This window comes from Inhella sp. (assembly GCF_027532025.1).
GTDB lineage: Bacteria > Pseudomonadota > Gammaproteobacteria > Burkholderiales > Burkholderiaceae_C > Inhella.
Map to the genome: position 1 here is coordinate 28855 of NZ_JAPZSY010000006.1, position 12911 is coordinate 41765.

Sequence of the window (12911 nt, forward strand, 5' to 3'; positions counted from 1 at the left end):
AGGCCGCCGTCTTCCCGCCCTGCTGGACCTGGGGGGATGCCGTGCAAGCCGCCCGGGCATGGCGAGTCAGCGTCAGCGGATCGGCGGATGGCTCCCTAGAATCAAGGCATGCCGTTTCCGCTTCTTTCCACCCCGCCGGGCTCGCCAGCGCCAGGCCCGCTGCCCGACGGGGGCGATGCGGCCACCGTGGCCGAGCGCCAAGATCAGCGCACCGAGCCGCCCAGGCTGTACCAAGTGGTGATGTTGAACGACGACTACACACCGATGGAGTTCGTCGTCATGGTGTTGCAGGAGTATTTCCGGCACGATCTCGACAGCGCCACGCTCATCATGCTGAAGATCCATCACGAAGGGCGCGGCGTCTGTGGGGTCTACACCCAGGACGTGGCGGCCACCAAGGTTGAACTCGTTGCCGCCGCTGCACAGCGGGACGGCCATCCCCTGCAATGCGTCATGGAGGCCGCATGATTGCCCAAGAACTCGAAGTCAGTCTGCACATGGCGTTCGTGGACGCCCGGCAGCAGCGGCACGAATTCATCACGGTCGAGCACCTGCTGATGGCCCTGCTCGACAACCCGTCCGCCAGCGAGGTGCTGCGCGCCTGCGCCGCCACCATCGAAGACCTGCGCAAGAACTTGGCGCAGTTCATCAAGGACAACACGCCCACCGTGGGCGGCACCGACGAGGTGGACACCCAGCCCACACTCGGTTTCCAACGGGTGATCCAGCGCGCCATCATGCACGTGCAAAGCACGGGCAACGGCAAGAAGGAAGTCACCGGCGCCAACGTGCTGGTGGCCATCTTTGGCGAAAAGGATTCGCACGCGGTTTACTACCTGCACCAGCAGGGCGTGACCCGCTTGGACGTGGTGAACTTCATCGCCCACGGCATCCGCAAGTCCGACCCGCCCGAACCGCCGAAGAGCGAAGGCAAGTCCGAAGGCGAAGGTGGATCGCAGCCGCAGGAAGAAGGCGAAGGCCAGCCGACCAAGGCGTCGCCCCTTGAGCAGTTCACCCAAAACCTGAATGCCGCCGCCCGGGACGGCAAGATCGACCCACTGATCGGCCGCGAAAGCGAGGTCGAGCGCGTCATCCAGGTGCTGTGCCGTCGACGCAAGAACAACCCGCTCTTGGTGGGCGAAGCCGGCGTGGGCAAGACCGCCATCGCCGAGGGACTGGCTTGGCGCATCACCGAAGGCACGGTGCCTGAGGTGCTGGCCGACAGCACGGTGTACGCCCTGGACATGGGCGCCCTGCTGGCTGGCACCAAGTACCGTGGCGACTTCGAGCAGCGGCTCAAGGCGGTATTGAAGCAACTGAAGGACCAGCCCGGCGCCGTGTTGTTCATCGATGAGATCCACACCCTCATCGGGGCGGGTGCGGCCAGCGGGGGCACCCTGGACGCGAGCAACCTGCTCAAGCCGGCGCTCTCCAGCGGCCAACTCAAGTGCATCGGCGCCACCACCTTCACCGAGTACCGGGGCATTTTTGAAAAGGACGCGGCCCTGTCGCGGCGGTTCCAGAAGGTGGACGTCGTCGAGCCCACCGTCAGCCAAACCATTGAGATCTTGAAGGGGCTCAAGAGCCGCTTCGAAGAGCACCACGGCGTCAAGTACGCCAGCGCCGCGCTGGAGGCGGCGGCCGAGTTGGCGGCTAAGTTCATCAACGACCGGTTCCTCCCGGACAAGGCCATCGACGTCATCGACGAGGCCGGCGCCGCTCAGCGCGTGTTGCCGGTGGGCAAGCGCAAGAAAACCATCACGCGCGCCGAGGTCGAAGACATCGTCAGCAAGATCGCGCGCATCCCGCCCACCTCGGTCAGCAACGACGACCGCGGCAAGCTCAAGACCTTGGAGCGCGACCTCAAGGCCACGGTGTTCGGGCAAGACCCGGCCAGCGAGGCCCTGGCCGCTGCCATCAAGATGGCCCGCTCCGGTCTGGGCAAGCCCGACAAGCCGATCGGCGCCTTCCTGTTCAGCGGCCCCACGGGCGTCGGCAAGACCGAGGTGGCCAAACAGTTGGCGTTCACGCTGGGCATCGAACTGATCCGCTTCGACATGTCGGAGTACATGGAGCGTCACGCCGTCAGCCGCCTCATCGGTGCGCCCCCGGGCTACGTGGGCTTCGACCAAGGCGGCTTGCTGACCGAGGCCATCACCAAGAAGCCGCACGCGGTGCTGCTGTTGGATGAAATCGAAAAGGCGCACCCCGATGTTTTCAACGTGCTGCTGCAGGTCATGGACCACGGCACGCTGACCGACAACAACGGACGCAAGGCCGATTTCCGCAACGTCATCATCGTGATGACGACCAATGCGGGCGCCGAGGCCTTGCAAAAGAGCACCATCGGCTTCACCACGCAGCGCCAACTGGGCGACGAGATGGGCGACATCAAGCGCTTGTTCACGCCCGAGTTCCGCAACCGCCTGGACGGCATCATCAGCTTCCGCGCGCTGGATGAAACCATCATCCTGCGCGTGGTGGACAAGTTCCTGCTGCAACTGGAAGGCCAGCTCACCGAGAAGAAGGTCGAAGTCACCTTCACCGACGCGCTGCGCAAGCACCTGGGCCAGAAGGGTTTCGACCCCCTGATGGGTGCGCGTCCGATGCAACGTCTGATTCAAGACACCATCCGCCGCGCCTTGGCCGACGAACTATTGTTCGGGCGCCTGACCGAGGGTGGGCGCTTGACGGTGGACGTCAACGAGGCAGGCGAGGTGCAGCTCGACATCCAGGCTTTGCCGACCAAGCCCGGCAAGGGCAAGGCCGACAAGAAGGTCGAATCCGAGCCCGCGGCCTGAGCGCCGAGCCTCCCGACAACGCCCGGCCTGGCCGGGCGTTGTTCATGGGCGGTGCGCGGCCGGGTCTTGCCGAAAGAAGCCGGCCAATTGCGCGTACAGGGCCGGGTCTTCGGCGCGCAGGGCCCGCGGATCGACAAAGAAAGCCTCGCTGGCCACGGCAAAGAACTCGTCCAGCGCGCGGGTGCCGTAGTCGTCGATGCAACTGGGCTCGCGGTGGGCCACCCGATCGGCGAAGCGATCCCAGGCCAGGGTCAGCCCGTCGTGCCAGCGGCGCATGGCGTCGGCGTCGGGCAGCGGCGGAATGCCGTCGGCCTCGCCGTTGGCCAAGTCGATGAGGTGGATGAATTCGTGGATCACCACGTTGAAGACCGGCCCGCCGTCGTCGTTCCAGTCCACCGCGTCCCAGGTCAGCATCACCGGCCCGCCCGGCATCGCTTCGCCAGCCAAGGGTTCCTCCCAGGTGTGCACCACGCCGAAGTCGTCGACGTCCTCGCGAGGCGCCACGACCTCGCCGGCGTGCATCACGATGCCTCGGCTGCGCCCGTACACGCCCAGCCCCAGGGCCAGCACGGGCAGGCAGGCCTGGGCGGCCACGGCCACGGCCATGGCATCGCTCACTTGCAGCTCGCCCACCCCATGAAACTCCCGCGTGGCCAAGAACAGGCTGCACATCGACCGAAGCCGGGGCTCGTCGGCAGGCAAAAAGGGAAAGCGTGCCAGCGTGGCCGCCCACAGTGCGTCTGGGATGGGGTGCTTGGCGATCAAGCGCTGCTCGCGCCACGCCTGCCAGCGGGTCAGCCAGCTCACATCAAAGCGTCGCGCTGGATGCCTTCGGGACCGAGGTAAAGGCACTCGGCCCGCGCTGCGCCACCGTGGTCCAGGTCCCAGTCGCTCAGGCACAGGCGCGACAGGCCTTGCCCCAGGGAGAAGCAGCCCGGCCGGTGGGTATGACCATGGATGAACATGCGCGCGCCAGCGGTGTTCAGCAACTGGCGGCAGAGATCGGCGTCGGGGTCGGCGAAGGGCAGGCCCTCGTGCTGCTGCTGAGCCTGCGCTTGCCGGCTGGCGTCGCGCATCTGCGCGGCCTGGGCCAGGCGCTCGTCCAGCGGGCGCTGCAGGAAGGCCTGCTGCCAGGCGGGTTGGCGCACTTGCGCCCGGAAGGCTTGGTAGCCGGCGTCGTCCAAGCACTGGGCATCGCCGTGCGCCACCAGGAAGCGGTCGCCCCAAGCGTCCAGGGTCAGCAACTCGTCCACGCGCTGGAAGGCACCCGCCTGGGCCAGGGTGTCGCCCACCAGAAAGTCGCGGTTGCCGGCCATGAAGTATTGCGGGCGCTGACGCCCGCTCGCCATCAGGGCGCGCGCCACGCGCTGGGCATAGGCCAGGTCCAGCGCGTCGTCACCCACCCAGGCCTCGAAGAGATCACCGAGGATGAACAAGGCATCGGCCTGCAGGCTGCCCAGCAGGCGCTCGAACGCGGCCAGGGTGTTCGGCGTGTCGGGCCAGGTGCAGGTCGGACACGAAGGCCAGGCACCGCCATGCGGGCGGCGCTTGCAGGTGACGGATCAAACGATCACGCGGCCTCGACGGCCTTTTCGATCACCACGGCTTCGAGCGGCACGTCATCGTGGAAGCCCGAGCGGCCGGTGCGCACTTTTTCGATGGCATCGACCACAGATTGCCCTTCCACCACGGCACCGAACACGGCGTAGCCCCAGCCCGAGCCGCTCTCGCGCGTGAAGTTCAGGAAGTCGTTGTCCTTCGTGTTGATGAAGAACTGGGCGGTGGCCGAGTGCGGGTCGTTGGTGCGGGCCATGGCCAGCGTGTACTTGACGTTCTTCAGGCCGTTGTTGGCCTCGTTCTGGATCGGGGCCTGGGTGGCCTTTTGCTTCATGTCGGCGGTCATGCCGCCGCCTTGGACCATGAAGCCCTTGATGACGCGGTGAAACACCGTGCCGTCGTAGTGGCCGCGGCGCACGTAGCCGAGGAAGTTCTCGACCGAAGCCGGCGCTTTGTCGGCGTCCAGCTCGATCTTGATCAGGCCGTGGTTGGTGTGGAGTTCGACGGTGTGCTTCATTTTTTCGGGGCCGCCTCGATGCGCGCCAGTTTGATGGTGACGGGAGTGGTGGGCACGTTTTGGAACATGCCTTGGTTGGTGACGGGCACCGCACGGATCTTGTCGACCACCTCCATGCCGGCCACGACATGACCGAACACGGCGTAGCCGTTGCCGTCCTGGGCCTGCTCGGCGTCCAGGAAGCCGTTGTCCACCACATTGATGAAGAACTGGGCCGTGGCAGAGTTGGGGTCGCCCGTGCGGGCCATGGCCACGCTGCCGCGCACGTTGCGCAGGCCGTTGCGGCTTTCCAGTGGGATGGGGGCTTTGGTGGGCTTTTGCTGCATCTGCGCGGTGAAACCGCCGCCCTGGATCATGAAATCGGCGATGACGCGGTGAAAGACCGTGCCGTTGTAGTGGCCGGCCTTCACGTAGGCCAGGAAGTTGGCCGTCGATTTGGGGGCCTTTTCGGCGTCCAGGGCGATCTTGATGTCGCCGGCGCTGGTGGACAGCACCACGGTTTGGGCGGCTGCCACGCCGGCCCCAGCCAGCAGGGCGGTGAACACGAGGGGTTTGAGCATGTCAGCGGGCGCGCATCAGCGCGTCGAGTTGTGAAATCTTGAGCTGCAAACGGGCTTGAGGCTGCAGACCTTGCGCCTTGTTGTAGGCGCGCTGGGCCAGGCGAAGCAGCACGTCGCCCAGGTTTTCTTGGGCCTGCGCATGGTCGGGGTTCAACAGCACGGCCCGCGCCAGGCTGTGCTGGGCGGCATCCAAGTCGCCCCGCCCCGCCAGGATGACCGCCAGGTTGTTGTGCGCTTCTGCGTAATCGGGGAAATCTTCGACCAGGCGGCTCAACAACGCCTCGGCCTCGCTCGTTTCGCCGCGATCCAGGCGCATCCAAGCCAAGGTGAATCGCCAGCGGCTTTGTTGCGGGTCGGCGGTGATGGCTTGGGTCAGCACGTCCAGCGCTTGCTGTTGTCGACCGGCATACCAATGCGTTTGCGCTTGGTCGAGGGGGTTGCCGTTCGTGGCCTGCGCGGCGCTGGGCTGGGCCAGCCAAAGCCACGAAGAGAACACGACCAATAAGAGGGAAAGACGGGGCATGGGAGCGAGGCGGGGCAGGCGGGCCGGCAGACCCCCCTGGCTATACTGACTCGTCATTCTAGGGATGGCCCGAACCCCACACACCGGGCGCCCCGACTACCCTTGCCCCCTGCTCGAAGACGGCCCCACCTCGGGGCCGTTGGTTTCTGCTGACGGTCCATGTCGCTGCGTCTCTACAACACCCTGACCCGCTCGCTCGAAGCGTTCCGCCCCTTGCAAGAGGGCCACGTCCGGATGTACGTGTGCGGCATGACCATCTACGACCTGTGCCACATGGGGCACTTGCGCATGATGATGGCGTTCGACGTCGTCTACCGCTGGTTGCGGGCGTCGGGGTACGAGGTGACCTACGCGCGCAACATCACCGACATCGACGACAAGATCATCAAGCGCGCCTTGGAGCGCGGCATCCCCATCCGTCAGTTGACCCAGGAGATGACCGCGGCGATGCACCAGGACTTCGCCCAAGTGGGCATCACCCCGCCCACCCACGAGCCCCGCGCCACCGAGTACGTGCCGCAGATGATCGGCCTCATCGAGCGCCTGGAAACCCGGGGCTTGGCCTACCAAGCCGACGACGGCGACGTGAACTTCGCCGTTCGCCGCTTCGAGGGCTACGGCAAGCTCAGCGGGAAGAGCCTGGACGACTTGCGCGCCGGCGAGCGCATCGCGGTCGACGACAGCAAGCGCGACCCGCTCGACTTCGTGCTTTGGAAGGCCGCCAAGCCCGAGGAGCCCGCCGATGCCAAGTTCGATGGCGGACGGTTCGGTCCCGGCCGGCCTGGATGGCACATCGAGTGCTCGGCCATGAGCTGCGCGCTGCTGGGTGAAGCGTTCGACATCCACGGCGGCGGTGCCGATCTTCAGTTCCCGCACCACGAGAACGAAATCGCCCAGAGCCAGGGGGCGGGCATGGCCTTTGCCACGTACTGGCTGCACAACGGCTTCTTGAACGTCGACGGCGAAAAGATGTCCAAGAGCCTGGGCAACTTCTTCACCATCCGCGATGTGCTGGCCAAGTACGACGGTGAGACGCTGCGCTTCTTCATGCTGCGCACGCACTACCGGCGTCCCTTCAACTTCAGCGACGCCCACCTGGACGACGCCGAAGTGGCGCTCACCCGGCTGTACACCGCGCTCGACGCCGTGGCTCCGGTCGAGGTCGCGATCGACTGGAGCGAGCCCAGCGCCGCCGCCTTCAAGGCGGCGATGGACGAGGACTTCAACACCCCCCAGGCGCTGGCCGTGCTGTTCGAGCTGGCGGGCGAGGTCAATCGCACCCGCTCGGTCGAGCGCGCAGGCCTGCTCAAGGCCTTGGCTGGCACGCTGGGTGTGTTGCAAAGCGACCCGCGCGCTTACCTGCAGCGTCGCGGCGGCGCGGTGGACGAAGCCTGGATCGCCGAGCGCATCGCCGCGCGCGCTGCGGCCAAGGTGGCACGTGACTTCGCCGGTGCCGACGCCATCCGCGCCGAGCTGAGCGCGGCGGGCATCATCCTCAAAGATGGCCCCAGCGGCACCACCTGGGTCAAAGGCTGATGGGACCGCGCCACGCCGGGGCTGCCCCCGACTACTGGGACGATGCTTGCAAGCACCTGATCCGTCGCGACCGCGTGCTGAAAAAGCTGATCCCGCGGTTCGGCGAAGCCCGCTTGTCCAGCCGGGGCGACGCGTTCACCACCCTGGCACGCTCCATCACGGGGCAGCAGATCTCGGTCAAGGCGGCCCAATCGGTGTGGGAGCGCTTCGCGGCCTTGCTCCAAGCGCCCACCCACAAAATCGCGCCGGCCGCGGTGCTGCAGCAGGACGTCGCCGCGCTGCGCACCGCTGGGCTGTCGGCGCGCAAGGCCGAGTACCTGCGGGACCTGGCGCAGCATTTCGAAGCCGGTCAGGTGCACGTCCGCCAGTGGGCGCAGATGGACGACGAGGCCATCATCGACGAGTTGGTGGCCATCCGCGGCATCGGCCGCTGGACGGCGGAGATGTTTCTCATCTTCCACTTGATGCGCCCTAACGTGCTGCCTTTGGATGACATCGGGCTACTAAAAGGCATCAGCGTTCACTATTTTTCGGGCGAGCCCGTGAGCCGGGCGGAGGCGCGCGAGGTGGGTGAAGCCTGGGCGCCTTACCGCTCAGTCGCCACTTGGTACCTCTGGCGCAGCCTGGATCCGCTGCCGGTGGACTACTGATCCAACCTGGGAGTTTCCCGACCGATCGGTTGGTCAACCGGGCCCAAGCTGAGACAATCGCGCCATGAGCAAACGTCACTTCCTCGACTTCGAGTCCCCCATCGCCGAGCTGGAAAGCAAGATCGACGAGCTGCGCTACGTGCAAAGCGAGTCGGCGGTGGACATCTCGGAGGAGATCGACCGTCTCTCCAAGAAGAGCCAGCAACTCACCAAGGACATCTACGCCGGCTTGGCACCGTGGCAGATCTACCAGATCGCCCGCCATCCGCAGCGCCCACAAACGCTGGACTACGCCCGCGAGATGTTCACCGACTTTGTCGAACTGCACGGGGACCGTCATTTCGCCGACGACCTCGCCATCGTGGGCGGCCTGGCTCGCTTCAACGGCCAGGCGTGCATGGTCATCGGCCACCAGCGCGGGGCCGACGCCAAGGAGCGCGCGCTGCGCAACTTCGGCATGCCGCGCCCCGAGGGCTACCGCAAGGCATTGCGCTTGGCCAAGCTGGCCGAAAAGTTCGGTTTGCCGGTGTTTTGTTTCATCGACACCATGGGCGCTTACCCCGGCATCGGCGCCGAGGAGCGCGGTCAGAGCGAGGCCATCGGCCGCAACATTTTTGAGTTCGCCCAGTTGGAAGTCCCCTTGATCGCCACCGTGATCGGCGAGGGCGGCAGCGGCGGCGCGCTGGCCATCGGTGTGGCCGACCAAGTGCTGATGCTGCAGTACAGCGCCTACTCGGTCATCTCGCCCGAAGGCTGTGCGTCCATCCTCTGGAAGTCGTCCGACCGGGCGTCCGAGGCGGCCGAGTCGCTGGGCATCACCGCCCACCGGCTCAAGGCGCTGGGCTTGATCGACAAGATCGTGAACGAACCCATCGGCGGCGCCCACCGCGATGCCAAGGCCACGGCCGCGGCGCTCAAGCGGGCCCTGGGCGAGGCGCTGCGCCAGCTCAGCGATCTGCGCCCCCGCGAACTGCTCGACCGCCGTCAGGAGCGCCTGCTGGCCTATGGCCGATTCAGCGACACCAAGGCCCGCTGACCCTTTGCGCCCCACGGTGGCCGTCGCGTTCAGCGGCGGCGCCGACTCCACCGCCCTGCTGTGGGCCACCGCCCGGCAGGGCGTTTTGCTGGGCGTCGAGGTCGTGGCACTGCATGTCAACCATGGCCTGCAGCCTGAAGCCGCTGCCTGGGAGGCGCAGGCGCAGGCCGTGGTCGAGCGCCTGACGGCCGCCGGGCTGCCGGTGCGCTTGCGGGTGCGGCGCTTGGCCGGTGCGCCGGCCGTCGGCGAGAGTGTCGAGGCCTGGGCGCGGCGCGGCCGGTACGCCGCCTTGGCGGAGGCCGCCCGGGAGGTGCGGGCCTCGCTCGTGCTGCTGGCTCACCATGCCGACGACCAGGCCGAGACCGTCTTGTTGCAGGCCTTGCGCGGGGCTGGGCCCGCTGGCTTGGCGGCCATGCCCGAGCGCTGGGTGTCGGCCGACGGCATCGCCTGGCAGCGCCCCTGGCTGCACCACCGCCGTGCGACGCTGCTTGCCGTGGCCGAGGCCAGCGGACTGCCTTGGGTCCAGGACCCGAGCAACGCCGACCCGCGCTTCGCCCGCAACCGACTGCGTCGGGCCGTGATGCCTGCCTTGGAAGAGGCCTTCCCGCACGCGGTGACCGTGCTGGGGCAGGTGGCCGCTCACGCCGCGCAAGCCCGCGCGCTGGCCGACGAGGTGGCCGAGGAGGACCTCCCGCCTTGCGTCGGCGACGGCGGTCGCCTGTGCCACGCCGCTTGGGTTCGCCTGCCACCGGCCCGCCGACACAACGCCTTGCGCGCTTGGCTCCAGGCCCAGTTGCCTGCCGGGGTGCCGGTGGCCTTGCTGGAGCGCCTGGGCCGCGAGTGGAGGGGGCAGGGGGCGCGATGGCCTGCGCCGGGTGGCTGGCTGCGTTCGCAGCAGGGCCTCTTGGCCTTTGAGCATTCGCCAGCCACGAAGTGACGCTGCCCCGGGTTTCCCCGGGTCGCGCTGGCGCGGGTGCCTAGAATCGCCGGCTCTTTCGCCAGTCAACCACTTGCACACCGCATGGCTTTGATCGTTCATAAATACGGCGGCACGTCCATGGGCTCCACGGAGCGCATTCGCAACGTTGCCAAACGCGTGGCCAAGTGGGTGCGCGCCGGCCACCAACTGGTGGTGGTGCCCTCGGCCATGTCGGGCGAGACCAATCGCCTGCTCGGGCTGGCCAAGGAACTCAGCCCCGAGGTCGTCACGCCCACCATCCAGCGCGAACTCGATGCCATTGCCGCCACGGGCGAGCAGGTGTCGGTCGGGCTGCTGTCCATCGCGTTGCAGAACGAAGGCCTGGAGGCCGTGAGTTACAGCGGCTGGCAGGTGCCCATTCGCACCGACCAGAGCTACACCAAGGCCCGCATCCAAAGCATCGACGACACCAAAGTGCGCGCCGACTTGGCGGCTGGCAAGGTGGTCGTCATCACGGGCTTTCAGGGGGTGGACGACGACGGCAACGTGACCACCTTGGGTCGCGGCGGCTCGGACACCTCGGCGGTGGCCATCGCCGCGGCGATGAAGGCCGACGAGTGCCTGATCTACACCGACGTGGACGGCGTCTACACGACCGACCCGCGCATCGTGCCCGAGGCCCGGCGCTTGCACACCATCAGCTTTGAAGAAATGCTGGAGATGGCGTCGCTGGGCAGCAAGGTGCTGCAGATCCGCTCGGTGGAGTTCGCGGGCAAGTACCGCGTGCCCCTGCGCGTGCTGTCCAGCTTCACGCCCTGGGACATCGACATTCACGAAGAAGCCAAATCTGGCACCCTGATCACGTTTGAAGAGGACGAAAAGATGGAACAAGCCGTCGTCTCCGGCATCGCGTTCAACCGCGACGAAGCCAAGGTGACCCTGCTGGGCGTGCCCGACAAGCCGGGCATCGCCTTCCAGATCCTGGGCCCGGTGGCCGATGCCAACATCGACATCGACGTCATCATTCAAAACGTCAGCCACGACGGCAAGACCGACTTCTCGTTCACCGTGCACCGCAACGACTACGCGCGCACGCTGGATCTGCTGAAAAACACCGTGGGCCCCGCTGTGCAGGCCGCCGAGGTATTGGGCGACCCGAAGATCTGCAAGGTGTCCATCGTGGGCATCGGCATGAAGTCGCACGTGGGCATTGCCGCCAAGATGTTCCGTTGCCTGTCGGAGGAGGCCATCAACATCCAGATGATCTCGACCAGCGAAATCAAAACCTCGGTGGTGATCGACGAGAAGTACATGGAGCTGGCCGTGCGCGCGCTGCACAAGGCCTTCGACCTGGATCAGGTCGCCGCCTGATTTCTGCCATAATGCGCGGCTTCGCGCTGGAGTCGTGACCGAGTGGCCGAAGGTGCTCCCCTGCTAAGGGAGTATGTGGGCAAAACCTGCATCGAGGGTTCGAATCCCTCCGACTCCGCCAAAACAAAGCCTTCCAGCCTGCTCAGCGGGCCCAAGAGGCGCACAGAGCCCCGCACCACGCGGGGCTTTTTGCTTTTGGAGCGCCTGACTGCACCTCTGGTCGGTCCGACTGATGGGGGGGCAAGCGGCTCGTCGCCGAGATCAGCATGTCGTACGTCGACGCCCCCGTGGACAACGGCAAGTGACTCTCGCTGCAGACGAACCGTCTCGACCTGAGAGTCGGCGCATGGGTCACGATCCCGCAGACGGTGGGCTCAGCTTGGTTCAGACTGCCGGCCGCGCGGCGCGGAATTCGTTCGGTGACTGACCCAGCAGTCGCTTGAAGGCACGGGCGAAGGCTGAGGGGTTGTCGTATCCGACGCTCATCGCGATCTGGGTCACGCTGTCCTGGGTTTCGCGCAGCCTCTGCGCTGCCAGTTGCAGGCGCCACCCTTGCAGGTACTCCGTCGGCGTCTGACCCAGGCAAGCCTGGAAGCGCTCGAGGAACGCAGTACGTGACAGATGCGTGCAGTGGGCCAGTTCGACCAGTGTCCAGCGACGCTCAGGCTGCTCGTGCAGGGCCAGGAGCGCGGGGGCCAGCCGTGAATCGGAGGCGGCAGCCAGCCAGCCGGTGGCGGGCCGCGTGTCCAGCAGTGCCTCACGCAGGGCCTGGACGAACAGGATCTCGGCGGTACGCCGCAGCACTGCGGATGACACACCGCCGGGCTGCGCGGCCTCTTCCCGAACGAGGGCCAGCGCAGGTGACAGCCGCTTGCACTCCGGTGTCGCCGCACGCAGGACCATGATCGCGGGCAGACCGGCCACGATGGCCTGTGCCGAACGCATCTCGGCCGTAAAGCTGGCCGTCAGCAGTCGGGTCAGTGCCCCGCCACCCCCGTAGCTGAGGCTGCTCGCGCGGCGATCGCGCCTGTCGATGCCGGCGATCGCCGTGACCGCGACAACGGGTCGGCCCGCACGGTCGGACATCGCGTGGACCTCGTCGCGCGGCAGCACGACGACATCTCCGGCACTCAGATGCAGGGTCGTTCCGTCGCCCGCCAAAGTCACGACGCATTCGCCTTCAAGGACGGCATGGATGGCCGCCAGGCGTCCGCCCGGCAGTTGCAGCGCCCATGGCGCGCTCAACTCACTGACGCAGAAGAACCAGCCGTGGAAGCGCAGGGAATCCAAGACCTGCGCGATCAACACTGCCCGGGGCGAACGATCGGCATCGTGTGCCGCACTTTCGGCCGCGCGTGGCGCCGCATGCATGCCTATCGTCGTGGCCATTGGTGATGCAGGAGCACGTTTGATGAAACCAGTTTCTCACGCAGGCCGGCGC

Annotated in this window: 13 protein-coding genes and 1 tRNA gene; 8 read left to right on the forward strand and 6 right to left on the reverse strand. The window is 66.7% G+C overall.

The window, feature by feature from the left end:
* Nucleotides 1-108: 108 nt before the first annotated feature.
* Both clpS and clpA read left to right on the forward strand, forming a co-directional pair.
* Nucleotides 109-468: an ATP-dependent Clp protease adapter ClpS gene (gene clpS, locus O9335_RS01710; protein WP_298382619.1), complete on the forward strand. Its 360-nt coding sequence runs from the start codon at nucleotides 109-111 to the stop codon at nucleotides 466-468.
* Entirely contained in the window at nucleotides 465-2801 is a 2337-nt protein-coding gene (gene clpA, locus O9335_RS01715; protein WP_298382622.1) for an ATP-dependent Clp protease ATP-binding subunit ClpA, read from the forward strand. Before clpS ends, clpA begins: the two co-directional genes overlap by 4 nt.
* Nucleotides 2802-2843: 42 nt before the next feature.
* Here the strand turns inward: clpA and O9335_RS01720 are convergent, their stop codons facing one another.
* From O9335_RS01720 to O9335_RS01740, 5 genes are all read right to left on the reverse strand, one after another.
* Nucleotides 2844-3608 (reverse strand): zinc-dependent peptidase, encoded by a 765-nt coding sequence (locus tag O9335_RS01720; protein WP_298382626.1) that lies wholly within the window; start codon nucleotides 3606-3608, stop codon nucleotides 2844-2846.
* The gene (locus tag O9335_RS01725; RefSeq protein ID WP_298382629.1) at nucleotides 3605-4237 is read right to left on the reverse strand and encodes a UDP-2,3-diacylglucosamine diphosphatase; all 633 of its coding nucleotides are present in this window, start codon (nucleotides 4235-4237) and stop codon (nucleotides 3605-3607) included. Before O9335_RS01725 ends, O9335_RS01720 begins: the two co-directional genes overlap by 4 nt.
* 134 nt (nucleotides 4238-4371) lie before the next feature.
* The gene (locus O9335_RS01730) at nucleotides 4372-4875 is read right to left on the reverse strand and encodes a peptidylprolyl isomerase (protein ID WP_298382631.1); all 504 of its coding nucleotides are present in this window, start codon (nucleotides 4873-4875) and stop codon (nucleotides 4372-4374) included.
* Nucleotides 4872-5435 carry a peptidylprolyl isomerase gene (locus tag O9335_RS01735; RefSeq protein WP_298382635.1) on the reverse strand — a complete coding sequence of 188 codons (564 nt, stop codon included), beginning with the start codon at nucleotides 5433-5435 and terminating at the stop codon, nucleotides 4872-4874. Before O9335_RS01735 ends, O9335_RS01730 begins: the two co-directional genes overlap by 4 nt.
* Nucleotide 5436: 1 nt before the next feature.
* Complete coding sequence (locus O9335_RS01740) at nucleotides 5437-5958, reverse strand: tetratricopeptide repeat protein (protein WP_298382638.1); 522 nt, start codon at nucleotides 5956-5958, stop codon at nucleotides 5437-5439.
* A 159-nt stretch (nucleotides 5959-6117) separates the two neighbouring features.
* Between O9335_RS01740 and cysS the strand changes: the two genes are divergently transcribed.
* The 6 genes from cysS (at nucleotide 6118) to O9335_RS01770 (ending at nucleotide 11591) form a co-directional block, all read left to right on the forward strand.
* Entirely contained in the window at nucleotides 6118-7494 is a 1377-nt protein-coding gene (gene cysS, locus O9335_RS01745; RefSeq protein ID WP_298382641.1) for a cysteine--tRNA ligase, read from the forward strand.
* Complete coding sequence (locus O9335_RS01750; protein ID WP_298382643.1) at nucleotides 7494-8144, forward strand: DNA-3-methyladenine glycosylase; 651 nt, start codon at nucleotides 7494-7496, stop codon at nucleotides 8142-8144. Before cysS ends, O9335_RS01750 begins: the two co-directional genes overlap by 1 nt.
* Nucleotides 8145-8208: 64 nt before the next feature.
* A complete protein-coding gene (locus O9335_RS01755) occupies nucleotides 8209-9180 on the forward strand; it encodes an acetyl-CoA carboxylase carboxyltransferase subunit alpha (protein WP_298382645.1) in 972 nt (323 codons plus the stop codon).
* 16 nt (nucleotides 9181-9196) lie between these two features.
* Nucleotides 9197-10117, forward strand: coding sequence for a tRNA lysidine(34) synthetase TilS (tilS, locus tag O9335_RS01760; protein WP_298382647.1), 921 nt, complete (start codon nucleotides 9197-9199; stop codon nucleotides 10115-10117).
* A gap of 84 nt (nucleotides 10118-10201) precedes the next feature.
* Nucleotides 10202-11470 (forward strand): aspartate kinase, encoded by a 1269-nt coding sequence (locus O9335_RS01765; protein ID WP_298382650.1) that lies wholly within the window; start codon nucleotides 10202-10204, stop codon nucleotides 11468-11470.
* A gap of 28 nt (nucleotides 11471-11498) precedes the next feature.
* Nucleotides 11499-11591: transfer RNA gene (locus tag O9335_RS01770), tRNA-Ser, on the forward strand.
* A gap of 263 nt (nucleotides 11592-11854) precedes the next feature.
* Here O9335_RS01770 and O9335_RS01775 read toward each other — a convergent pair.
* Nucleotides 11855-12859 (reverse strand): AraC family transcriptional regulator, encoded by a 1005-nt coding sequence (locus O9335_RS01775; protein WP_298382652.1) that lies wholly within the window; start codon nucleotides 12857-12859, stop codon nucleotides 11855-11857.
* Nucleotides 12860-12911 lie beyond the last annotated feature (52 nt).

Bases quoted from the DNA above. Each gene is read 5' to 3' on its own strand.
- O9335_RS01730 (WP_298382631.1), bottom strand. From the start codon at position 4,875: ATGAAGCACACCGTCGAACTCCACACCAACCACGGCCTGATCAAGATC.
- clpS (WP_298382619.1), top strand. From the start codon at position 109: ATGCCGTTTCCGCTTCTTTCCACCCCGCCGGGCTCGCCAGCGCCAGGC.
- O9335_RS01735 (WP_298382635.1), bottom strand. From the start codon at position 5,435: ATGCTCAAACCCCTCGTGTTCACCGCCCTGCTGGCTGGGGCCGGCGTG.
- cysS (WP_298382641.1), top strand. From the start codon at position 6,118: ATGTCGCTGCGTCTCTACAACACCCTGACCCGCTCGCTCGAAGCGTTC.
- O9335_RS01750 (WP_298382643.1), top strand. From the start codon at position 7,494: ATGGGACCGCGCCACGCCGGGGCTGCCCCCGACTACTGGGACGATGCT.
- O9335_RS01765 (WP_298382650.1), top strand. From the start codon at position 10,202: ATGGCTTTGATCGTTCATAAATACGGCGGCACGTCCATGGGCTCCACG.
- O9335_RS01755 (WP_298382645.1), top strand. From the start codon at position 8,209: ATGAGCAAACGTCACTTCCTCGACTTCGAGTCCCCCATCGCCGAGCTG.
- O9335_RS01740 (WP_298382638.1), bottom strand. From the start codon at position 5,958: ATGCCCCGTCTTTCCCTCTTATTGGTCGTGTTCTCTTCGTGGCTTTGG.
- O9335_RS01775 (WP_298382652.1), bottom strand. From the start codon at position 12,859: ATGGCCACGACGATAGGCATGCATGCGGCGCCACGCGCGGCCGAAAGT.
- clpA (WP_298382622.1), top strand. From the start codon at position 465: ATGATTGCCCAAGAACTCGAAGTCAGTCTGCACATGGCGTTCGTGGAC.